Source organism: Peptoclostridium sp., from assembly GCF_009881055.1.
GTDB lineage: Bacteria > Bacillota > Clostridia > Peptostreptococcales > Peptostreptococcaceae > Peptoclostridium_A.
The window spans coordinates 51,685-74,627 of record NZ_WXFG01000017.1 but is presented as its reverse complement, the minus strand read 5'-3'; the positions used below and the strand labels follow the sequence as shown (position 1 = coordinate 74,627).

The window sequence follows — 22,943 nt, the reverse complement described above, 5'->3', positions numbered from 1 at the left end:
AATCACCTTAGAAGGAGAGATGTAATTGAAATGTAATAAGTTTACAACTATTAGTATATACGTCCCCGACTCCCACGACAAATACAAATTGGCTGAAAATGCCTCATATAAATATTTTCTATTGTCGTTGTATTTTCCATTAATTTATTCTATATTTTCCGCACATTAAAAATTGCCACCGCAGGATGTAAAAATCATCCCATGGTGGCAATTTGGTGGTATTTACAACAATCAATATTCAGATTGTCCTACATCATCGGCATGTAAAAGTAATGTGTTGGATTGTATCTTAAAATGATTTGCAATTTTTTTCTACATTATATATGAGGCCAAATTAATAACCCCCAAAATCTTATTGTGTTTTATAGTTACCTACAATATAAATAAATGTTTTATACTGTGGTGGCAAAGTGGTGGCAAGTTTTTATTGCCACCACTTTTTTCGGGCATATTTAGGTCGCAATAGAAAAGGCCGGGGAAACCCGGCTATCTTCCATCCCAGTGCGCTGACTTTCCTGTCCTACTATCTAGGTGAATGAAGGTTTTGTAGAACCCTACCCCTCCGCCCAATCCATCAGCTGCACATATCTCAAACCACTTCTTTTTCACGTTCTGCAAGAACTGCTCTTGGCGCTCTTTTGAGAACGTATAAAACTCATTTGGCAACGCAAAGTCCGTAGCTATACCCTGCACATGCATTGAATTTTTAGCCCCGCCTACTTTAGCATTATAGGCAGCTGTCCTATACCCGCTATTGATTGTCATCGGCCTATTAAACCAATTCCTAAAGCGCTGGAGCCTGCAAATGTGGTCTATTGTCTCTCTGTTCAGGAGTACTTCTCCTCCGCCTTTGCAGGCAAATTCTGCAATGTTAAAATTATCAGTGATTTTCCCATCGTATACTTTGACATTTAGCATAATATGTACCTCCTATGGCAATCTTGTGGCTGCTGTAGCATTGATTGTAGCCGCTGTAGCATTAAGCGATACCTTGATATCGTCTACGTCATCCTTGATTGAGTCGAGTGTATCAAGCTTAGCCACCATGTCACCCATAATGCGTTGGTTGTTATCTATTACAGCTTGCAACCTCATCTCTCTATCATTTGACGTTTTGAGAGTGTGCCAAAACAACGCTACAAATAATACAGCCGTAAGACCCTGTTGTGTTGCCATTTCAAATATTTTTGCTTCCAATACTATCCCTCCCCTATTTTTCTATAGTGACTTTCTGTGTTGCCTCATCCCAACCAACCTTACATCCAAGCGCCTCAGCCACAAACCGGAGTGGCACCATAGTCCTGTCATTCATTATCACTGGCGCTGCATCTAGAGTTACTGCCTTGCTGTTGACCGTCGCCATTTGCTTTCCTATAGTTAGTTCGATTTTATTCGCATATACCTTGTCTGGCATAGCGAGCACCCCCCATCCGCTTTTGTCGTCCTTGCCCTCATTAAGTATGTCCATACTGTTTTCCTTGATAAACTCCCTGAAGCCTTCAGGTGTTATGTTGTGGCTCTCTTTCAGGAGTGCCGCCATGCCCGAAGGAACCTGCGTGGCTCCCGAGGTGTGAGTGATTGGAATCATGTTACCGTATTTGTTCGGACAGTCCAGGCTTGTGTAGCCAAGGAAGTCGAGCTTAGGACCGTATGAACTGTAGCCTTCCGCCTCGTTCCACTTGGCGTTGTATGCGCCCACGACGAACCAGTAAGGAGATAACGCCGGCCATGCATCTATGGGATCTCCTTCATTGTCGCTGGAGTCTATCATTATGCACCCTTGGTCATATAGAGTTTTCGAAAGCATCTCTTGCTCAGCACTCCATGTGCTTTTCCTAAGACTGCAGCATATTACATCAGCGTCCCAGACAATGCACTCTTTGAAAGCCTGCTCAAAACTCATGCCGCCTTTCATGACGTTAATTTCTCGGACTTCTGCTTCCGGAGCTGTTTGCTTGATTAGCCATGCCCCGTTATGATGTGCTCCAGCCTCGAATCCTATTATGGCAACCTTTGCGCCTTTGCCGGTTATGCCTTGCTTATGCCATTTGCTGATATTCAGTTTCTCAAGTACTACTTTTACATCCACGGTTTCACCTCCCGTGCAAAAGGAGTTTTTCGACTCCTAGTTTTAGTCAATCAACCGTAGCATTCTTGCTATAGTTTCAAGCAGCTCATTTCTTTCGCCCGCTGTCATTTTGGCTACAGTCTTGCCCTTGTTCTTCACTCTTGCTGCATCCTTGATTTTCTTGATTTCTTTTAATTGCTCTATTTTCAACCTATTCACCTCCGAACAATACGTCTATAGTTTCTTCTATGGTGGCGACACACTCTTCGATAGTCGGTTTTGCAGGTGCCGGTTCAATCGCTTTGGCGCTATCTATCCACGCCTGGTAATCTTCTTCCACTAGAGCGGCAATATCTGTTCTGTATGGCACTACCATACTATAGCTGTCGTATTCATATTTTGTTTCTGATTCGATTACTATTTCGGTGACATTTTCAGCAAATGTTATGACTGCTTGTTCCCCAATCTTGTCAATTGCATACGCTTGAGGCATTACATTGCTTTCTGCTTTCACGTCTGATCACATCCTTCATCTTCTCAATATTTATATTTGGTTCGATGCACTTCTTGAAATATTTATGGCTATCGCTGTGATATATCCATCCGAGATAACTTAGCATGGCGGCCGAATCCTTAAGGTTGAAATAGCCCTTCTTCTTGATTCTTATGGCACGCCTTCTGATTCTCAGGGCGTTCCTTCGTCTGAGCGTTATGTGGTCCCGGTAGAATCTGAAGCCCAGAAAATCAAGCGGCCTGGAATCCGTCTTGAACACCTGGTAGTTGCATTTAAGTCTCAACTTGAGAGTCTCAAGATATTCAGCTATCAATTTGCGTGCTTTGTGCAGCTTCTTCTTGTTGCTTCCGAACATGACGATATCATCCATATATCGTATGGCGTATTTGATTTTCAACTTTTCCTTTATGAAATGGTCTAGGCCCTCCAGGTAGAAATTAGCAAGCCACTGCGATGTGAAATTTCCTATAGGAAGCCCACTGGAAGTGCTCTCTATTATTTTGTCCAGGAGTTGCAGGCATCTGCCGTCTTTTATTTTTCTTCTCAGTTGCGTCTTTAGGATTTCTTGGTCTATGGACGGATAGAATTTGCTTATGTCCAGCTGCAGGGTATATTTTGTGTGTTTGCGGTCTCTTCTCAGCCATTTCTTTAGAGCTTTTTGGCCATGTGCTCCGCCACGCCCTGGAATACTCCCGCAGCAATAGCGAGACATACCTCGCATAAGGACAGGCTCTAGCACCTGCATCGTTGCCCAGTGGATAATCTGGTCCGGATAAAACTTAGGCTTGAATATGACCCTTTGCTTGCAGCTTGAGTTGTCGATTATGCTTTCGACATAATAAGGACTTGGCAAATAGCTATCGTCTTGCAGCATGTCCTGTATTTCCTTGGCGTGAAACTCTATGTTAGCAAGCACCTTCTTAACGCAGGTCCGTTTCTTCTTTTTCTTGCTTGCGTTAATTATTGCGGTTTTTATATTATTGATATCAACTATTTTTTCGAATAAGTAGCCTGTTCTTTTCAAAATATAACCTCGGATTCTCTTATAGTGTCTAACAGAGTTTCAACAATTAAGTTACTAGTCTGTTCCGTAGCGACGAATTTTTGCCAAGCGGCAAGGAGGACTGCATGCGTGTTCATGTATAAGATAAGTCGAGACCCAATATTCCAGTTCGCATTCGACGGCGTGTTGTTCAGATTCCAATAAAACAAACCCGCATTACTGCCGTTGTTCGCATTGCCACCAAAATAGGCCCCTGCATGCAGAACCCCTATATAAAGGTATTTTGTTTTTAATAGGGTAATATCATTCCGGGGATTGGCCATCCCCGGTCCCCGGCTAACCCACCGGCGGTTTAAAGAGAAGTCGAGACCCAATACTCCAGTTCGCAGCCGACGGCGTGTTGCCCAGACCCCAATAAAACAAACCCGCAGCACTGCCGTTGCTCGTATAGCCACCAAAAAAGGCCCCTCTCAAGCCGGTGTTCTGATAATAATAATCAGTGTATCCGGTTGTTGAGCCTGCTCCTGTAGTGATAGGGAATAGGGCTTCAGGATAGTTGTTGTCATATCCCATTTCAAGCGGGTATCCATCTGTGTTTTTATTTGTATAGCTAACCGCTTTATAGTCGGTTGTCAATGTCGATGCGTACAAGCTTGGTTTCCTGCAAATATGTGCAATGTTGTTGTTGATCAGAAGGCCGTCCACCCATTCAAGCACATTTCCGAATGGATCTTCTATGTCTCTGTATTTCATCGATACTTTTCCGTTTGTTCCAGCCAGTCTTCCTGACGGCAGCGTGAGATTTTTCGTGCTGCCTGTTTTCTGTGCAGAGCTCCATACGATATTTCCTACAGCTATGTTTACTGTGGCCCCATCAAAAACAATTTCTTTCGTTGACGCATCCACTGCGTTTATGGCTGTGATGTTTCTCTTGTTCGCCACGTTGCTTGAACCTAAGCTCGTTCCTATGCTTATTTGCTGGCCAACAGCGAAGTTGTCGGCTACAGCGTTGAGCACCACTATCCTATTTACGCCTGTTTCGGCTATTTGTGCGGTGTCTCCTGATGCATATCGCATCGCTGTAACGCCTAGTCCAAGCTTATCCTGCGAGTATAAGCTTGCATATTCAATCAGATAGAGCACGTGCAGCACTTCCGAGACATATGCAATATCTATCAGTTGCCATCCGGCACCTTTTGCTCTTGCGCCAATCCTGAAGCTTGCTAGGTCTCGATAATTTTCCGGAACCAAATCAGGCCTCGAAACGTCCACGCCGCCATCAGAACAAGTTTTATATTTTGCGACATATATTTTATCGCATATCGTGCCATCTTCGCGGTAGAAAGCATATGGTAACCTTAAGCCGGCTGCTGGGTATTCAGAAAGTACGAAATCCCTATAGGTTTCAGTTTGCGATATTGAAGCGTAGAATTTCGGGATCTCCACCAAGTGGTCTCCAATTGCAGCGCCATAGGCAGGATCTCCTTTGTAGTGAAATCTGCCCGTGGAATCCCTAATACAATCTCGCATGTGCGACCATGGATATATGCTGTCGAAATCGTTTTGAACGGATACATCTCCGACCGGGAAATTTGCGACTTTCCCGACAGCGCTGTAAAGTCTTTCTAGGTTCGGCGTAGTTGCTCCCAGCGTTCGTCTAACTCCATACTTCTTGATTATTTGCGACGATAGATTTGCGTATTCGGTTTTTATTGTATCGAACTCGGAAACTCTAGCGCTTTCAGATGTTACCCTAGAAGCTTCTGCGCTAATCCTAGCGGATTCATTTGTTTGTCTTGTTGTCTCTGCGCTGCCTCTAGATGCCTCGGATGCTACTCTCGCATTTTCTGCGGACAATCTCAAAACTTCAGCTTCCACCCTGTCTTGCTCTGCTATTACTCTTGTTGCCTCGGATGCTACTCTCGCATTTTCTGCGGACAATCTCAAAACTTCAGCTTCCACCCTGTCTTGCTCTGCTATTACTCTTGTTGCCTCCGCATTAAGGATTGCAGTACAATCAGTTATGAGCTGAGTCAGCACCGGATAGTCGTCCGCTTCTGCAATTGGGTTAGCCCCGTCTGTTATGTCCGCTATCACCGTGAAAGGCACCTGGATTACGCTTGTGAGCCTTTCGTTCTCAGGCCCGAACAGCGACACCTGCATGAGCACTTGCCCCTCTACGGCCAGTATGTTGCTTGCCAACACGTACTCGCACACACCGCTTTGCGCATCTGTAATTGTCCCTATAGCGTTGATAGATATCCCGTCAGCTCTCTGGAAAGCGAAATTCACCGTCAGGCCAGTTAGATCCACGACCTGAGCATTCCGTTTGAATTCTATTACTATCTTGCATGACTTTGTGTCATTCTGCACGAAAGTTTTGCGTTGCAGCAGGACCGGCTTTTCAAGGTCCATGATTATGTTATAGTCATTTGTAATCAAAAGCCTACCTCCTTATATGTTGGTTTTGACAGGCTTGTTAATATCCTGTTTGATTTTGTCCAGCACGTTTGGTATCTTGTCACCGAAAGTGACCTGGAGCTCCAAGCCTCTTGCCGAGTAGTTTTCAACCACCTCAGTAATCACAGTGTCCAAACGCTTGTTGAGGTCGCTGTTTACAACCGTGACCTTATAGCCCAAATCCCAATCCGACCCGTACTGAAAGGCGCTGTGCGTAAGCACGGAGCTTTCGAAAGTCTCTTTGATGCCAGCCTCCAGGAGCTTTTCATTTCCCCGGCTTGTGAGCTCTGTAACATCCGCTATGTCCCGCGCGTCTATAAAGCTTTCTATCCTGTCTATGCCTGTGCCTCCAGAGCCGACTTCCACAATAGTCCTGGACACGCCCTCGCCTTGGCCAGCTACAAACGCATCCGACACAAGGCTGTAGGTGTCATAGATGTAGGTCTGGTTCTTTATGTCGTCATAGTCTTTGCTGAATATCACAGGAGGGTTCACGCCGTTGTCTATTGCAGTGTTGAATATTTCGACAACATCGAATATGACCTTCTTGTTTGTCAAGTCCAGATGCCCGAATACGCCCATGCCGTTTTCATTGCAGATCTTCTCGACTTCATCCATAAGATTGTAGTATCGGCTGTCCCAGCTTATAACGCTTCCCCTGTTTTGGCTTGCAGCGTTTTGCACAAAGCTGATGTTTCGGTCTGCATCCGCAGCGCTTATCATGCTATCTGCTATCATATCCTTTATGACAGTCTCGACATTCTTTGAAGTCCTGCTCCATTGCGCCTGTCCTGCGGGAGGGATTACTATCCTCTGCTGCAATATGCTTTTTAGGCACCTGCCTCCGACTATGAGCTGCTCTCTGCCGGATTCGGTTATCTCTATCCGGAGATATTTCACTATGCCGACCTTATGAACGTTGTTGTCGAATATGACAAAACTTTTTATGCCGAAAACATCAAGGAGCCCCTGGAAGTAAGGCATGTATATCTCGAATGTGCCTACCCCCGTGAAGCTCCTTTTGTATATGGCTGTTTCATACAATTCTATGTCTGCTACAAGTTCAAAATTGCTGTTTATTACTCTTATAGGATGCAATCATATCACCCCTATTCAGGCTTCGCAGGAAACTGAACGCTGTCTATGTTGTCTACTGTGATTGTCTCTGGCAAATCCCTAAGTGCCTGTCTGTATGTTGCGTAAGCTGTTTTGAGTTCTGAGCTTATCGGCGCATCTGGAAGTTGAGTGAAATCACATTCTGCAAGCAACCTATCCCTTTGATTTCGTATTGCTGTGAGCTTTTCATCAAATGTAAGTGCAAGTGCAATTTCATCTGGAATTTCTTTTAATTCATAGTCCTCAGCGTGACCACCGAAATTAGGAATAACATTTAGTAGCAACTCATCATCAAAAGACATATTTGAAGATACCGTTCCACAAGAAGCCTTGTCGCTTTTTCTAATGATTATCAGCATTACTTCTCCACCTCCCAATTTAAATTTCTAGCATATATCGTTCTAGCGCCAGTATCATTATTTTTTAAAACTATTTCAAGATTAGTGCCGCTTATATAAGCGTTCTGAATAGATATATATGGCCCAAAACAATAGTCTGATAGTGGATTAGTAGTGTAATACGCATTAGACATAACAGATGTAACCCCTCCATCACTTGTTATTCCAACAGCCCCAGTCTGACTTGTATTAAAAAATACAACTGATTGGTCGCCGGAAGCATATCCAGTTGATATAAACTTTCCACGACTCGCAGACATCCCCAATGAAATTGTTTTTTTGTACGTTGAGCCTGCTGAAATGGATGTAGTTGTATCTGACCATGTTCCACTCGCCCTTGCAGTTTTTTCACCTACATATGTCTTGACCGCTTTTTCACTCGGTATTTTAATGTCAGAATTAGAAGCAAGCGTTCCATCTGTCGAAAGGTGCGCTCCATCAACTGTATCTGCTGCTATGGGATTACCGTTTATAATCGCCATTAAACTTGGGTTAGCTTCAATGTCACTTATCTCTTGCGCCGTAAGTTCGTTCTTAAATAATTGATACATATAAGCTTCTTGTGGCACACTGCCTTCAGGATACCACTCTGGCTTAGTCTTGTACCTCGCATATTGCCTTTCATCGGTTATATTTGCATCAAGTACAACTCCACTTGCTGCAGGTATAAGCACTTGCGCTATAGGTATCTCGTATACTGTGCTGTCTTGAGTGAGCGCAGGAGCTATTGGCGTTTCGGATGGTGTGCCTTTAAGGATTGTAGCTTTAATATTCCTGGCTTCCGCGTTTAGGTTAAGCCTTAAAACAACCCTATCTATTCTGTCATATGTTGCATCCGCCGCATCGTGCGTCATCGGCATCGCCGTGTCGCTCTCATAGTAGTGGCCGTTGATAAAGGCTCTACCCGCTTTGAGGGTAGAAGTCATATTTGTGTCTGTGCTGTATAATTCAAGCGCATCCAGTTCCTCTGCCCACACCCCGCTTGTAACCATTGTTGCAAAGTATTCTGCAAAGTCAGCCGCGGAATATGTTCTGGCGTCGCCCTGGGTGCTGTCAAAAAATCTGCTTGTTTCCGGCAAAATCTACACCCCCAAATATCTGTTTTTCCATTTTATTTTCACGTTTGCGCCTTCTGAATCGTTATCATCGTCAAAATTAAGCTCATTAATGCCTGTTGCAAGGCCGAAGAAAGTGCTTTGCAGGTCTACATAGTGGAAGGCGTTGGACTCGGCTCCTACGCCGTCTATGAGCCTTACAGCCTTATTCCCAAAGCCGGTGGTTATGATTAGCTTGTCTCCGTCAATAAGAGTCTTGTTGACTTTGATGTATTCTCCCGTAGTTTCGTTCGTGACCGTAGGATTGACCGCCGGCCCAAAGAACTCTATAGTCACAGGCGCATCAACATGACCATCGTTGTATATCTTCTTGGATTTTTCTTTCACCCTGAAGTTCATCGGAAGCGACAGTGGAAAGCTCAGACCGCCGCTGTACGATGCAATTTCAATTTCCCTTTGCCTTGCGTCCCTCCAGTATGGATCATGCGCTATGAGGTTGATTTGCACCTTGCAGAGCGTGTCCGCATCTTCTGGCGCAACGTAGAAGTCGGGCATGCCGCTTACTATGCAGTCCACTTCCCGCGTATAGTGCAGAAAGTCTGCTTGCAGCACGCCTTGCCCTAGTTTTGGGTTGAACATTTTCAGCAGCATGTCTCGCTTGAAGTATTTATCATTGTCATCCTCATACACAAAGGCCACAGTGAGCGTTATCAGGCGCGAATCCAGCGTGTTGAACAGGTAGGTCTGCCCATCCTGCAAAGGCGCTTTCTGCGCCTCTATGTTGAGATTAAGGCCGCTCACTCCCTGCACGTCAATGAGGAGGTATTCGGAGTCCAGACTGAAATCTATCTGTTCCCCGCTTGAGTTTATATATGTCATCTGCATCCGCTACACCCCCCACTGCATTGCAAGGCTTCTTGTCAGTTTCTCTTGCTCCCATCTAATTTTCACGGCATCAAGAGCCTCTGGGCTGTTGAAAGTATTCTGCATGGTCACCGAAGGCTTAGCGGCCTTTGATATGGCCTGCGCAAGCTTGTCATAGTCCAGATTGAAATTATTTGTTATTTTTTGTTCTAACACTTGCGGTGCAAACTGGATTGACCTTGCAAGGTCTGCGACCATTTCAAATATGCTGTTTGTTTCTGAGTTGCTGGCCACCTTTTCACCGCCGTTAAACCACATAAGCTCCGGCCCTTCTTCTCCTACGAGGTGCCATCCTGGAGTTGCATTGTCTGTACCAGTAGCATAGCCGTCAGGCATACCATTTGCCCTGTCTCTTGCACGGCGCGCTTCTTTTTCAGCCTTGTCCTCAGCTGAACCTATTGCAGGGCCATTTCTTTTGCTACCACCTGAGGATTTGCCACCTGAAGATATTTTGTAGACCTCGTTTCCGAGCGAATTGACACCTTGGTATATCCTGCCATCATCCATGACCTGCCCAACATACTTGTACTTGTCGGCCATACCAGAGAGTGACTTTGTAGTGTCGTCTATGTCATTTTTGAGTTTTGCCTGCTCTATCTGTAAATCGAGCAATTGATTCTTGTAGCTCAGCGCCTCGCTTGATGTTTCGCCATATTTTGCAATTATTTGTGACAATGCCTTTTCTGTGTTGGCAATTTCTATAGATAGTGCTGTGTGTTGTTGCTTCTGCACATCTAGTTGCTTTGCAAGGTCCTGCGAGCTGCCTTCGAGACTCTTGTTCTGCACCCTCCACAGCTCATACTGCTTTTGGATGATACTTACTGTGTTTTTGACGTAATCGTTCACCTTGCCGAGGGACTCGCCTATCTTGTTGGCCAGTTCATCTGATTTGCCGGATACAGCTGCCTTTGTGTAGTCCATTCCAAGTACTAGGCCTTCACCTACGAACTGACCTATCTCTGTCGTAACCTTCGATGGAGATTGAATGTTAAGTACTTTCTTCAGCCAGTTTGGAATGCTTTCTGCCAGCTCTGATACTTTGCCCTTTACGGCACTGATTTTATTCTGTATGCCATTTATAAGCCCTTGAATCATATCCTTGCCTGCTTGGAGCATCGCCGGGCCTGCACCCTTGATTGCATTCGCCCACTCGGGGATCTTCTGCGTGAACAGCGTCTTGACGCCACCCAGCAAAGTGCTTATTAGATTCTTAATGCCGGTCCACACAGTCGATATGACTGTTTTCATGGCCTCGAACCCGATTCTAAGTACGCCCTTCAAGGCCTCCAGACCGGTCGAGAATATTGCCTTGATGCTGTTCCACGAGTTGCTCGCAAGAGTCTTAATTGCCGACCACAGAGCGCTCCAGTCACCAGAGAATGCCGCTTTGAATACATTAAGTAAATCCCGAAGGAAAGTCGTTGCTCCTCTAAACAACGTCTTGATAAAATCAAGAGAGCTCTGGAATGTTTGTTTTACAGCCTCCCATACAGCCTTGACTCCGTCTCTGAACGTCTCGCTATTTTGGTACAATAAAAATAAAGCCGCACCCACCGCCGCCAATGGAGCCAATACGCTCGTGGCGAATGTTATTACCGAACCAATTGCAGTGCCTACTGCCGCTATTGGAGCTACCGTTGCCGTGGCTGCCGCACCTACTGCTGTCGTCGCAGGAGCCGCTACCGTGAAAAGCCCTATAATAGAACCTATTGCGCTTGATAATGCTCCTAGTATCATCAGCACTGGCCCTATCGCCGCCACTATGCCGGCTATTGTCACTATTGTCTTTTTAGTCCCTTCGTCAAGCTCTCCAAACCATTTAAGCGTTTCGTTGAGCTTTTGAACCATCGGCGTAAACACCGGGAGTAAATGCTGACCGAAACTTGCCCCAAGCTCTTTGAGCGATTCCTGGAATATACGCATCTGGTTTGCTGCCCCATCTGAAGTTCTAGCGAAGTCCCCATGAGCGTTTTTAGTCACGTCCATGACGTATGCATACCTGAGCGCCACAAGCTCGCCCTGAGTCATTTCTTTGATTGGCTTTTGAATTCCTTGTGCTAGGGCAAACGCCTCGAGATTCGCCTGTGTCATAACGATACCAAGACCCTTAAGTGCTTCAGTTTCCCCGGTATACACACCTGCAAGCGCCGTCTGTGCTCTGTCTAAGCTGATATTTTTGAAAGAAGCCATGTCCCCGGCTAGTCCAACAAGTGACATGGACATGTCAGCCGCTTTATCTGTAGGCAGTCCCATGCTCACTGCCATATCTCCAAAAAGCGCACTCATATCAAGTGCCGTCCCTTGCGCTATGCCTGAAGCCTCCAGCGTCTTTTGTGACCACGCTTCAACTTCGCTTGCACTCTCATCGAAAACTTCATTGACCTTGTTCAATGACTCGTTGAAATCACTTGCAAGCTTTATTCCGGCTGCGCCTGCCGCCAATATGGGAACCGTAAATCCAACAGCCATGGTAGCGCCCACAGTTTTAAGTGAACTGCCCAGCCCTGTGAGCTTGTCCCCAAGACTTGCACTCTGACTTTCAAGCACTCCGAGTTGCATGCCTGCCGTCTTGAGCGCCGAGCTATATTTACTTGTGTCCATATCAAGATACGCAACTACCGTACCTGCATCTATTGACATTTGTTCACCTCCCTATTGGGAGCCAGGGGCCACTAGAGCCCCTGCATCCATTTGATTGTATCGCTATTATTCTGAGAATTTACTTCATCCACCCAAGTTGGCGTGTTTACGAAATTTCCTTCTTTATCTCGTTCCTCAAGCATTTGCTGAATGTAGAAACACGCCTCATCAAAGCAAAAAGCCGTGTATTCATCCTCTATTCGAAGAATCCTACTCGGCTTTTCGTTGTACATCTTGCTTTGATCCAGTATCCTCACTATCTGCTTGCTTTGGACGAAACCTTTCAAGCCCTGCGGACCCCGCTTGCGTATAGCTTATTATCGCCATTAGCTGCTCATCTGTTAGCTCTAAGCCCGCTTCCTCTATTTGCTCCACAGTTGGCTCTGCAAGGGATTCCTCGGCTATAATTCTCGCTATGCTGTACACCTCTTTGATGTCCACATCGCCGCTCACGCCCTTGCTGAATACTTTCTGTGCGCTTCCCAGCATTGAATTTGGTATCTTGCCTTTTGACGCAAGACCCAGCAGGGAAGGCCTTTTCAATCTTGCTATGAACGGTTCATCGTCCCACCCTGGGAGTTGCTCCATGCAACCCAGCGCTTTCTTTTTCAGTTCGCCTAAGCTAGTTATTTTAAGTGCTGTACTCATATATTAATTCCTCCTATTATGCTGGTAGCGTGTCTAAAAAGTCGATTGCTACTGGCTTTTCGTTCTTTTTGGCTCTTGACTCCATTGCGAGTTTTGAGGCTGTGAACTTGCCATCTTCAAACTGGTAATCAACCGGCTTGCCCTTGCAGTGCTTGAATGCAAACTGGGCATATCCAAGTACGCTGCCGTCAGTATCCTTCTCCTCTGTGAAAATGTTCAATGTGAACGGGGTTCTCGATACCGCCACTCCTTGAGTTGGAGCTTCGTATTTTGTCACTTTGGTTGTTTCTACAGGATCGAATGTAAGTGTTCCTCCATCTATCAAAGCAAAAAGTTCCGGTAACATAACCGCTGACTCAAGATCCAAGTCATATCCAACAACTATGTCCTCCGTCCTGTCGAGGCCTAGTATTTGATTTTTTACTCTGAGTATCTCCTCTTTCCCCTGAGATATCTTTGGTTTAGCAGTAGCCTTGTCGCTTGTGCCCATTCTATATGTCTTTGGCGTGGTTTCCTCTGTAATAACTTCCACCCTTACCACGTTGACAAGGGGTTTTCCTGTCAAATTTATTGCAGCCATCGGCATTACCTCCTATATTTTCTTAAGTATTTGATATTGCAGGCTAGTCGTGTAACCCTGCTTTTCTTCTTCCATCAGCACTGGCGTTTCGTAGCCTGTGAATCTTGCCTCAGGTATTTCCTTCATGGCGCTGCGGATGCTTTTCACATAATCGCCCAGCGTGCTATATTTGCCTGCAGGGTGGTATATTATTACATCCATGAGCGCATAGCCTACTTGGTTTGTACCTGCAAAAGCATTGGAGCCTGAGTCCTTGAGAACCACATAAGAGCTCGCGCAAAGCCCTGTATGCTGTCCTGGGCTATACACCGCAAAACCTTTAGCCTTGAGATGCAAATATATCTTCTTCCACATGTTGCCACCTACTTTTCAAGTATCTTGTGCATGCCTTCAAGCATCTTCTTGCTGTTAGCTTGAATGGTAGGCCATAGAATCGCGTATTTCTTCTCGTGAGCAAATTCAAGGTATTCAAAGTAATCCGTATTGCCGCTAACGAATACCCTACATTTTGAACCTTGCCACTCCTTGCCACCTTTAATAGTTGGCCTCGCTAGTGGCTGCCTGTCTGTCCAAGGCCTGTTTGCCTTTGCTTCCCTCTCCAGCTTCTTGCCTGCGGCGTCACAATACACACCTACAGCAGCCTTCATTTTAATGTCAGCCTCTCCAAGCCCTTTAAGCAGGCCTGATGTATCAAGTTTTAACCCCATCTACATCACCTCCAGTGACATGTTGAAATAAGCATTTTCAAACTTACCGAGGTCGGTAATCTTGTACTGGATGCCGTTGTACTCAAAATAATCTCCCGACTGAATCTGCAACGTATCATCGTCAACCCCCGTCAGAAGCCTATACGCTGCTTCACCCGCTGCCTTTACAGTCGAGCCAGCAGTGTCTATTTTGATTCCCATGTACTTGTCCTGCTTATAAAAATAACCTGCAATGATAATCCCGAATGGACTCTCTACAGGCTCGCCAAACTCATTTTCGCCATTCCTGAGGACACTCACAAGCCCGCCAACTTCTTTGATTATAGCTTTGATTTCCTGTGCTGATATTTGTTCTACGTTCATATTTCATCCACCCTCATCATCGAGTAGAATCCGCCTCCATTAGACGTCCGGAACACATCCATAAGACCCGTCGCTTCCATTTCCGTGATTATATCAGCATATGCTCCTGCCTCTATAGCAGCTGCTATCTTTCTTCTCATCTCTCCAGCTATGGAAAGCCAGTATTCACGATTTGATGGCTTCTTAAGTCCTCCTGGAAGCTCTATGCTGTCCACTCTACTTTTAGCCACCAGACCCTCATATACCGCAAGGTCCTGAGCATTTAGGTTACTTTCCAAGAGCATTGCAATTTGCGCATCAGTAAAGAACGGCCATTTGTCCTCCAACAGCTTGAATTTGATATATGCAATAGCACTAATCTTTTGCTCGTCAGTTAGGATTCTCACTTGGCATCATCCGCCTTTTTAGCAGGCTTCTTAGATGAGCTGCTATCAGGCACAGCCTTTGTTAACTTGCTTTCAATCTTTACTTCTGTCGCGGTTTCTTGAGGCGCGTCTTCTTTATTGTGGTATCTTCTCAAAAGCACTTCTTGATCACCTCCGTCAAAAAGAAAAAGCAGGGACTAGCCCTGCTTTAATTTAGTTTTTGCAGATAAACTTGACTACCTTGCTTGGGTTAGCTAGAGCCGCCACATAGTATTCCGAAGCCGCTAGGACAGTAGTTCTCTTTAGAATATCCCTATCGTCCTCTATGTTAGCCTTTGCCTTCAGGTATATAGCAAGCGCCCCTGGCTTAACTATAAGATTTGTGTATTTTCCAGTTACATCATCGTATGGCACTTTGTTTGACGCAACCACCTGGCATCCAGCCAGTTCCCCAATCGTTCCTTTTAGGAGCACATTGTCCCCAAGATCTGAAGCCCTTATAAAGTTCTCGTCTTTTCTAAGCCTAGTCTTTTGGCTCGGATGTATAAATAGTATCCTAGCTTCGTCGTCTTCCTCCTGGAACTTATCCACCGCATCTACAACTGCAGTGTAGGTTATGAAGTTGTTAGTAACTTCCGCGGATATGTCATGAGTAAGAGTTGCCGCCGCAAGTGCTGTCACGCAATCGGAATCTATTTTGTCGTTTATGGACATGACTATCTGGTTCTTAGCTTCCCCTAGCGGGTCTCCATATCCCGAGTTCACGGCTTTGTCTGTTATCTCCACCGCTTTACCGGCCTCTTTTATGGTAGCCGTCTTTGTAGTAGTTTCAAGAACCACCGTACCCATTGCAACGCCCTCTGTAAGGTCGTCAGCCTCACCCACGTAGTTGTATGCCGGGATTGTTATCGTTGTTCCTGGCTGCCCTTGAAGCGTAGTGTCTACACTCGCTATTGGTGCAAATTTAAGCTTGCTTGGCAACTCTGCCGATACCATATCCGCCATAACCTGCGGATTCACCATGTTCGTTAACGCAGTTGTTCCTGTGGCGAACAGCTGTAGTTTAATATTAAATAGTTTACTCATTTAAATTCCCCCTAGTCGTTTAATTGTTTGTACAGCTCTGGATTCTCATTATAGAGACTCACTCTCTCGTTGTAGCTCATTTTGCCGAATTGCTCTTTTGTTACTCCTGTTTTTCCATTATTCCTGCCGAAGTTCCCTGCGCCACCTGTGCCGCCGGCATTCTCAACTTCAAACAGATATGAGTCAGATTCCTTAAGCTTGGATATCTGCTCATCAAGGCCTGTCAGCTTATCCCCGTCAAGCTTAATGCCTTCAAGGTCAAGCAGAGCTTTTACAGCTTTGGTATTCTTGACTTTCCCATCCTTCAAGGCGCTTTCGAGTGCAAAAGAAAAAGACTGATCGGCTATTTTCTTTTCATAGTCCGCTGCAGTCTTTGTGTTAGCGCCTTCAAGCTCCTTGATTTTGTTTAGCAGTTCCTCGTTGCCTTGGGCTTTGCCTTTGAGTTCTTCAAGCTGGGTAGTCCTTTCATCAAGCATCTTCTTGTATTCCTTCTTCTGATCGTTTACTTCATCGAAACGCTCTTTCGGCACATATCCCTTATAATTTGCTTCAACCGCTGCTCTTATATCCTCAAATTTGTCTGCAAGCCCTAGTCTCTCAAGTAGTTCTTTAAGCCAGTTCATTCCATTACCTCCAATAGTCTATTTTCACTTTTTAACGTGCCAGTGTACCACGATAGAATACTTCTCTTTTACGCCTGAACTTTTAGAAGGCGATAAAAAAGACACCTTCATTCGAAAGTGCCTTGTCATCATTTGAATTGTGCTGCTACAAACTCTTTCAGAATCTCGTAGCCTAGTCTCCCAAGCTTATCGGATACTAGCTTGAGTTTCTCGCGCCCCGAAAGGTCTCTTGCCACCTCAAGCTTTCTCTCAACATACTCGATACCTTCTCTTGTTGGCATTACACCTTCCATCAACAGCGCCTTAACCTTTTCTGCAAGCCTCGTCCCCGGAGGACATGTCACAAGGCCGTCAATCAGCCCCTCATTTTGGAGCTTCAGCAATGCAACTCTGAATGCAAGGCTGTCCATATCCAAGCTTTTGAAATTGACATTCTGCATATTAGGTATGTCTTTTTGATACTCTGAGTATATTGCAAACAGCACTTGATGTTTGATATCCAGTTCCACGCTATCACTCCTTACTCTCCCACATGCCACCACCAATTTTCTTTTGGCTCTTTGTGAGTTTTATATTCGATTTTCATCAAATGTTTATGAGCTAGTTCGCCTTTTGATTTAAGCTCATCGTCTGCTTCCTCAACCCTGCGAAGCTCTTCGCTGTTTAACTCTGATATGATTTTTTCAAGTTCATCCCTAACCATCAAAGTGTCTACAAGTTCAAATGGGCTTACTTTTTCAAAGTCTTTAATCCCTCCGATGTACGAAATTACTTCTCGCCTTATTTCCACATCAATACATCTCCTTTAGCTTGCCAAGCAACTCATATCCCTTTCCCTTATTCACATAGTTATCGAATTTTTCGGGAGGGAATGCTGTTTCCATAGTTCCTTCCTGAGACATCATTACTATCCACTCGCCATCACTGAAAACAACGTACTTATCAAGATATCTATACACATCGGCTTCCTTGTTATCAATGATACCCAGTATTTTGTCATTGTAATCCTGGGCTGTCCAGTTATCTGGTATGTGTTTTCTTATCCTTCTTGTGGATACGTGTTGCTCTAGCTTACCACTCTTCCATTTAGGTCCTTCAGCTAAAGTCTTTTCTCTAGCCACTATAATCCTATTCTTTTCTGTGTTCAACTCAGACCATGGCATATCAAAGTAGCTATCTTTGAAAACTCCCGCTTTATGCAAATAGTATTTATGGGTTCCCAGGACAGCCTTCTTGTAACTGTCGTTGCGCTTGTCGAACCAATCCGCATAGGATTCCCTCTTTCTGAACTTGTAGATGTCGCCATCTTGTTTCCCGCCTCCTGCAAACTCTCTGCCAAATTCGCCATACCATCCATCAAGCGTTGGGTTGCTTTCACCTCTTACCCACCGCCCTAACTCTTCGCCTATTTCGTCAAAGTCTTTGGGTATGTATGCTGCCTGCGTGCATAGGCACATCGGATGCGGAAGTGGCACTTTGTCCACCGGGAATATTCCTGTTCCTAAACCCTCATCATGCTTTGCGTACTCGTCGCAAACGTCGGGGCCAAAAGGTTTTATCTGTCTCTCGTAATGAGAGTTGGACAGCATCCACTCTACCCCTTCGACAAACGGGTTCTTAGCATAGCTTTTCATGTTGGTGTTGAAAAAGGCATGATTTATGCTCGTTCTCGCCATCCTCTGGGCGTTGTAGTCTATCTGCTTTCTAGTATTCGGGTAGACATTCGACCACTCCCAATCCTTCTTGGCTTCTGGATCCAGATACACCTCAAGATCTTTTGCTAAGTCGTAAGCTGATTTCTTCTCTGCTATGCCTCTAGCTATGATGTAATCTATGTCCTTTTCCATGCCCTTTGTGTCTGCCCATATCCTCTCTGACAGACCCATGCGGTCCTTGTACATATTGCCCGAGAGTATTTCGTTCATGGCGTCTTTTGGCACTCTTGAAAAAGCGTCTCTGAACGTTTCGCCAAGTCCTAAGCTGTACTTTACGTCTATTTCTTCAAGGAATGACAACTGCGACTTTACTGCAGCGTTTGCTGCATCCTCTATTACCTTCTTATTTTTCGAGTAGAGCTGTTTTCTGACTTCCTTCAGTTCTGCATCTATTGCTTTCTTGTAGTCGAGCATGAAGCGCTCAGTTAGACTTGCCCTTTTTGCGCCCACAGCTTTCCTCTCAAGCGATTTCGAAACATCCTTGAATATTTCATTTATCTCATTATGAATCGCCCTTGTGAGCCTTGTTCTTTCGCTCTGGGCTTGTTTCATAAGTTCCTTGTATCTTTTGCTGGCCATTACTCACCAGCTCCCTCGTCAAGTCCTTTCATGTACGAATCTTCAAGAAGGTTCTTCTCAAGCGCTATCTGCTTTAGCTCTTCTTCAGCCTGCTTATCATCCATGCCCGGATTCCATTTCTTCAGGTATGTTTTCTTGCTCATAGCCTGCGTGTTGATTGATTGCATGTCGAGAAGCTTTTCGTCCTGCTCATCCTCAAGCAATGGATATATGTTCTCTACTTGGATAGCCATGTCCGGCAACTCCGGCAAGCTTTCGAGCTTGTAGGCTTTCGTCATTTCTATGATTGCCCACGCCATCCACTCAAGAGCCGGCCTCCAAGACGTATATTTTTCTTCGCATCTAGTCACAAGCTGCCAATACAGAGCCTTCATGGATTTGCCTGAAGTCATGATGCCCTTGAGCTCATCAAGGTTAAGCCTCGGCACGTTCAGCACCTCATGCATTTCTGTGACCGCTCTGGACAATGTCTTTTCCAGTTTGTCGCCATAGCTGAACTGGCTTTCTAGCTTCTTCATGTCTACGTTGCCATTTGCCTCGATTGCCTGCTGAAGGTCTATGAGCGCCCCTGGAGCTATCTTGATATACTTCAGGCTGTCCTCTGAAGCGTTTGTTGCAACTGTCTGAGGGAACATGTTGAACCGCAGAGCATCGACATCATCGCTCGAAAGCCTATTGAACGCCTTCTGGTTGTCCATGAGCTCCGTGACATCTGATTCGCCCTTGAGGTCTCCCGTGAGGCCATCGTTTATTATGACGTATGCGGGAATGAATGAAAGGCCTGTGTCGTAGTCCGCGAATCTCTCCTCTACAACCCTACCGTAGCCGTCATATATCCCCTCATTGAGTATGCACCTTGCATTGTCCATGTGATACCTTTGCTTCCAGATGCGCTGCTTGCTCTTGTCCTCCGCTTGATTCATATGGTAGAAGAACACTATAGACTGAAGCTCATCCACATCTTCGTCCTGAGGCTCAAACACAAACTCAAGACTAGGCTTGAAATGAACCTTGATTGGCTGGCCTGCTCCCCCTGAGAGCTTCAATGCAACTCTCTTTCCAACAAAGCAGTCTCTTGCGCCTTTAACAAGCTTATCTGAAAACAATCCGTCCTTGAGAACCTTATTTACATACTCCTGTACTACCTGTGCGCCTTCCTCGTTTTCTGACACTATCTTGAATTCAGGAGTTTTCCCAAAGAGGAAGCGAGCTTCTTCCTTGATAAGCTTTTTAGTCCAGTTCGTTTTCTTTTTCGTTGGCTTATAGTCGAGGTCTGCCGGGATAGTCCAGTCCTGCCCTTTGCCCTCGTAAAATTCGTATAGCGAAATTATCTCGCTCATATCTCGCAGGACCTCATCTCCATAAAGCCCTTCGAGCTCCTGCCTTATTATTTCTAGCACTATCTCGCCCCCTTTCCTGAGTAGTTTCTCGTTGCTCTTGGTATTCTGACTACTGTGTAGCAAAAATACCTATCTGAGTCGAGAGCGTGGTCGTTTTCTTTGACCGGCTTGTCCTCTCCTCTTTCGGATGCCTTTGAATCCCATATATAGGAGCTGAACTCCTTGAATGTCTCCTGGCAACAGTCATTGAATTTTATAAGTTCTTTTGTAAGAAGCGCCGCCATGAATCTTATGCCATCCAAGACATCGTTTTTTGCCTTTTGAACCTTTATGTTTCGCTTTCTGAGCTCCGCTATGAATGAAGCTGCCGAAGGGTCTATTATGACAGCCTTGACCGGCAGTTCCCCAATAAAAGACTGGAGATCATCGGCAAACTCGCTGTCTGTCTTTTGCTTGCCCTCATCCCTGCCTGAATAGTAATATTCTTTCACCTTGTACCATATTCCATTGCAAAGGCCCCACAGTCCAAATGTTGTAGGGTTTTGCGTTCCGTAGTCTATCGCAACATAGTATTGCGTGTATGCCCTGTCAACTGTAGGAACGACGTGTTTCTCCCTTGAGAACATGTCGTATATGATTCCCTCTGCTACTACCCACAGGCCAAGTATATACCGCTGGAAAAATACCCCCGAATACATCCTTCGGTATCTCTCTTTGATCTTCTCTGAAAGCGAAAGGTTGTCGTCCATAGTAAAATGCAGGTAGAGTATGTTTTTCTCCTGCGCTCTGTCTATCCAATTGAGCTTGAACCAATGATAAGGCCCTTCGGGGTTACAGTTGAAAAACCACTTCGAACCTTCCACAGAACAACGGCCTGTAGCCTGGTTAACGAAACTTTCAGGCATTAGTACTACCTCGTCAAAGAAGCAGCCAGCCAATGTTATACCCTGGATTAAGTCTTGCGACCTTTCGTCCTTGCCGCCGAAAATATAGAAAAAGTTGCTTTTGCCGCCTTTACTTATAATCACGAGGTTATCTGCACGCTTGTCTTGAACTTTATATCCTCTAGATCTAAGCATGAGCTTGAGCCAAAACAGGACGTTCCTTCTGAATGACCCTATCGTCTTTCCGCACATCCCGAAGTTCTGCTGCTCAAATTCCTCCATTGCCCACATGACGAATGAAAGCGACATCGAAAGAGTTTTGCCGGAACGTATGGCACCGTCGGCTATTATGCCGTCCATATGGCTTGCGGGCGATTCGCCCATCCACCATGTCAGTATCTTTTTTTGCTTCCTGCTGAACGGCTTAAACTTGAATACTGCCTTCCTAAGCTTCATCGTCCCACACCTCCGACGTTTCTGCCCTCAGTGCGTCTATGAAGCCATCATCTTCAATTTCGTCTGCATCCTCTTTGAGCTTGAGTTTATCGAGCTCCAGTCGCTCCTTGGCCATGCTAAGCTTCTCTTCCTCGACTTTCCGCTTGAATTTATCAGGGAGAATATCGAAGTACAGCTCCAGCTTCTCAAGCGCCTTCATCCTGTCCTCGAACTTGATTGAAACGCCGTCTTTACCCTGCTTTACCTCTTTGATTATCGTTCCATCGACTACGCTGCTTTCGTTGAAGTCTACATAGTTGACCATCTTCATGACCGGATTGCCATCATCATCTACGATGGGCCCGAAAGCTCCCATGGCCTGCACTTCCTTCTGGCCGAATGTTACATAGTCGCTTATATCTGCAAAGGCTATGGCTATATACTTTTTCAGCACATCCATTGCATCGATGAAGATCTCTTCATGCATAGCACCTTTAAGCCTTTGAATCTCGGCTCTAACTCTAACATTTCCTAACAGCCTAGGACCTTGTACGTGCGCACTATCCTTCGAATATCCCGCCTTTATAGCTGCCATTGTCGCATTGAAGCTTTTCAAATAATACAAACAAAAAAGGCGCTGATTTTCAGTTAGCTCAGCACCATCTATATCACTTTCAGTTATTTTATCTCGGAGAGACTTCTTTTCTATCTTTGTTTCTTTTGCAACGTTGCGTTTCTTTTCAGCTTCTTTTTGCAACGTTGCAGTATCTCCATTTAATTTCAAATCCCATTTATATCTATTCTTCCACGATCGGACAGTCCCCTCAGATACCCCAATCTTTTCGGCTATATCCTTAAGAAGCATTTCTCCGTTGCTTTTTATATATAGTTCTTCACCTTGTATGCTGTCTGGACTTCTTTGCCTTGCCAATTACATCACCACCACCTCGCAGTACTAGGTTTTATTCATGAAAAAAGAGCCCGGAGGCTCTTGTGTTATTTTATATACTGTTCTAATTTTTGGTCAAGAAATTCAGTTATTATGTTTATTTGTTCTAATGATTGCTCATGACTTCTTATTTTTTCAAGATTATAATCATATTCTTTTCTTTCTTCTTCATTCTCAAAATCAAAGAATATATGCTTATACTCTCTTCGTACACATAATTCATACTGCCTTATCTTCGTTTCCTCGATAACTTTGCATATTTCATTTTTTTCTAACTCGTACTTATTTTTTAGGCTTTCAAAGGCTTTATTATAGTATTCCACAATCTCACCCCCCTCCCCATTCCCAGTATACTCCAATGGCAATTTATTTCCACAAGAACCATTCGCCATTTTTCGACACTGAAAAGGAGGTGGCGGGACTAAGCCCGCCTGAGTCAGGAGGATTTATTTCACGCATTTCGGAAACATGCACTTAAACACTGTATCATA

The 22,943-nt window shown here is 45.1% G+C and carries 28 protein-coding genes; all 28 read right to left on the bottom strand.

The annotated features are described in order from the left end of the window. Positions 1-486: 486 nt before the first annotated feature. The 28 genes from GT589_RS03885 to GT589_RS03750 all read right to left on the bottom strand — a co-directional run bounded on the left by GT589_RS03885 (position 487) and on the right by GT589_RS03750 (position 22,844). Complete coding sequence (locus GT589_RS03885; RefSeq protein ID WP_293396309.1) at positions 487-918, bottom strand: YcbK family protein; 432 nt, start codon at positions 916-918, stop codon at positions 487-489. 12 nt (positions 919-930) lie between these two features. Then, positions 931-1,197 (bottom strand): BhlA/UviB family holin-like peptide, encoded by a 267-nt coding sequence (locus GT589_RS03880; protein WP_293396306.1) that lies wholly within the window; start codon positions 1,195-1,197, stop codon positions 931-933. Positions 1,198-1,210: 13 nt separating this feature from the next. After that, a complete protein-coding gene (locus GT589_RS03875; protein WP_293396303.1) occupies positions 1,211-2,089 on the bottom strand; it encodes a stalk domain-containing protein in 879 nt (292 codons plus the stop codon). Positions 2,090-2,131: 42 nt separating this feature from the next. Next, positions 2,132-2,278, bottom strand: a complete 147-nt coding sequence (locus GT589_RS03870) for a hypothetical protein (protein WP_293396300.1) — start codon at positions 2,276-2,278, stop codon at positions 2,132-2,134. 1 nt (position 2,279) lies between these two features. After that, the gene (locus GT589_RS03865; protein WP_293396297.1) at positions 2,280-2,582 is read right to left on the bottom strand and encodes a hypothetical protein; all 303 of its coding nucleotides are present in this window, start codon (positions 2,580-2,582) and stop codon (positions 2,280-2,282) included. Then, the gene (locus GT589_RS03860; protein ID WP_293396295.1) at positions 2,539-3,606 is read right to left on the bottom strand and encodes an RNA-directed DNA polymerase; all 1,068 of its coding nucleotides are present in this window, start codon (positions 3,604-3,606) and stop codon (positions 2,539-2,541) included. The genes GT589_RS03865 and GT589_RS03860 overlap by 44 nt, the downstream gene beginning before the upstream one ends. A gap of 315 nt (positions 3,607-3,921) precedes the next feature. After that, on the bottom strand, positions 3,922-6,027 hold the full coding sequence (locus GT589_RS03855; protein WP_293396292.1) for a BppU family phage baseplate upper protein: 2,106 nt from the start codon (positions 6,025-6,027) through the stop codon (positions 3,922-3,924). A gap of 12 nt (positions 6,028-6,039) precedes the next feature. After that, on the bottom strand, positions 6,040-7,143 hold the full coding sequence (locus tag GT589_RS03850) for a siphovirus ReqiPepy6 Gp37-like family protein (RefSeq protein WP_293396289.1): 1,104 nt from the start codon (positions 7,141-7,143) through the stop codon (positions 6,040-6,042). A gap of 11 nt (positions 7,144-7,154) precedes the next feature. Then, positions 7,155-7,520, bottom strand: coding sequence for a tail fiber assembly protein (locus tag GT589_RS03845; RefSeq protein WP_293396287.1), 366 nt, complete (start codon positions 7,518-7,520; stop codon positions 7,155-7,157). Beyond that, positions 7,520-8,638 (bottom strand): hypothetical protein, encoded by a 1,119-nt coding sequence (locus GT589_RS03840; RefSeq protein WP_293396284.1) that lies wholly within the window; start codon positions 8,636-8,638, stop codon positions 7,520-7,522. Before GT589_RS03840 ends, GT589_RS03845 begins: the two co-directional genes overlap by 1 nt. Positions 8,639-8,641: 3 nt before the next feature. Continuing rightward, positions 8,642-9,499: a phage tail family protein gene (locus tag GT589_RS03835; RefSeq protein ID WP_293396281.1), complete on the bottom strand. Its 858-nt coding sequence runs from the start codon at positions 9,497-9,499 to the stop codon at positions 8,642-8,644. Between the two features lie 3 nt (positions 9,500-9,502). After that, positions 9,503-12,178 (bottom strand): phage tail tape measure protein, encoded by a 2,676-nt coding sequence (locus tag GT589_RS03830; RefSeq protein ID WP_293396278.1) that lies wholly within the window; start codon positions 12,176-12,178, stop codon positions 9,503-9,505. A 210-nt stretch (positions 12,179-12,388) separates the two neighbouring features. Further along, on the bottom strand, positions 12,389-12,826 hold the full coding sequence (locus GT589_RS03825; protein ID WP_293396275.1) for an esterase: 438 nt from the start codon (positions 12,824-12,826) through the stop codon (positions 12,389-12,391). Positions 12,827-12,842: 16 nt separating this feature from the next. Next, positions 12,843-13,406 (bottom strand): hypothetical protein, encoded by a 564-nt coding sequence (locus GT589_RS03820; RefSeq protein WP_293396272.1) that lies wholly within the window; start codon positions 13,404-13,406, stop codon positions 12,843-12,845. 12 nt (positions 13,407-13,418) lie between these two features. Next, a complete protein-coding gene (locus GT589_RS03815) occupies positions 13,419-13,760 on the bottom strand; it encodes a hypothetical protein (RefSeq protein WP_293396270.1) in 342 nt (113 codons plus the stop codon). An 8-nt stretch (positions 13,761-13,768) separates the two neighbouring features. Further along, entirely contained in the window at positions 13,769-14,113 is a 345-nt protein-coding gene (locus tag GT589_RS03810) for a hypothetical protein (RefSeq protein WP_293396267.1), read from the bottom strand. Beyond that, entirely contained in the window at positions 14,114-14,476 is a 363-nt protein-coding gene (locus GT589_RS03805; protein WP_293396265.1) for a hypothetical protein, read from the bottom strand. It lies immediately after the preceding gene. After that, complete coding sequence (locus tag GT589_RS03800) at positions 14,473-14,862, bottom strand: hypothetical protein (protein ID WP_293396262.1); 390 nt, start codon at positions 14,860-14,862, stop codon at positions 14,473-14,475. Before GT589_RS03800 ends, GT589_RS03805 begins: the two co-directional genes overlap by 4 nt. Further along, positions 14,859-15,002, bottom strand: a complete 144-nt coding sequence (locus tag GT589_RS03795) for a hypothetical protein (protein WP_293396259.1) — start codon at positions 15,000-15,002, stop codon at positions 14,859-14,861. Before GT589_RS03795 ends, GT589_RS03800 begins: the two co-directional genes overlap by 4 nt. A 52-nt stretch (positions 15,003-15,054) precedes the next feature. Then, positions 15,055-15,927 carry a N4-gp56 family major capsid protein gene (locus tag GT589_RS03790; protein ID WP_293396256.1) on the bottom strand — a complete coding sequence of 291 codons (873 nt, stop codon included), beginning with the start codon at positions 15,925-15,927 and terminating at the stop codon, positions 15,055-15,057. Positions 15,928-15,938: 11 nt separating this feature from the next. Next, positions 15,939-16,550, bottom strand: a complete 612-nt coding sequence (locus GT589_RS03785; RefSeq protein ID WP_293396254.1) for a phage scaffolding protein — start codon at positions 16,548-16,550, stop codon at positions 15,939-15,941. Positions 16,551-16,678: 128 nt separating this feature from the next. Next, a complete protein-coding gene (locus GT589_RS03780; protein WP_293396252.1) occupies positions 16,679-17,059 on the bottom strand; it encodes a hypothetical protein in 381 nt (126 codons plus the stop codon). A gap of 11 nt (positions 17,060-17,070) precedes the next feature. Beyond that, positions 17,071-17,340: a hypothetical protein gene (locus GT589_RS03775; protein ID WP_293396249.1), complete on the bottom strand. Its 270-nt coding sequence runs from the start codon at positions 17,338-17,340 to the stop codon at positions 17,071-17,073. 1 nt (position 17,341) lies between these two features. Beyond that, positions 17,342-18,844, bottom strand: coding sequence for a hypothetical protein (locus GT589_RS03770; protein WP_293396247.1), 1,503 nt, complete (start codon positions 18,842-18,844; stop codon positions 17,342-17,344). Beyond that, entirely contained in the window at positions 18,844-20,244 is a 1,401-nt protein-coding gene (locus GT589_RS03765; RefSeq protein WP_293396244.1) for a phage portal protein, read from the bottom strand. Before GT589_RS03765 ends, GT589_RS03770 begins: the two co-directional genes overlap by 1 nt. Continuing rightward, positions 20,244-21,524, bottom strand: coding sequence for a PBSX family phage terminase large subunit (locus GT589_RS03760; protein WP_293396241.1), 1,281 nt, complete (start codon positions 21,522-21,524; stop codon positions 20,244-20,246). The genes GT589_RS03765 and GT589_RS03760 overlap by 1 nt, the downstream gene beginning before the upstream one ends. Continuing rightward, a complete protein-coding gene (locus tag GT589_RS03755; RefSeq protein WP_293396239.1) occupies positions 21,514-22,434 on the bottom strand; it encodes a terminase small subunit in 921 nt (306 codons plus the stop codon). The genes GT589_RS03760 and GT589_RS03755 overlap by 11 nt, the downstream gene beginning before the upstream one ends. 65 nt (positions 22,435-22,499) lie before the next feature. Beyond that, positions 22,500-22,844, bottom strand: a complete 345-nt coding sequence (locus GT589_RS03750) for a hypothetical protein (RefSeq protein ID WP_293396237.1) — start codon at positions 22,842-22,844, stop codon at positions 22,500-22,502. Between the last annotated feature and the right edge of the window lie 99 nt (positions 22,845-22,943).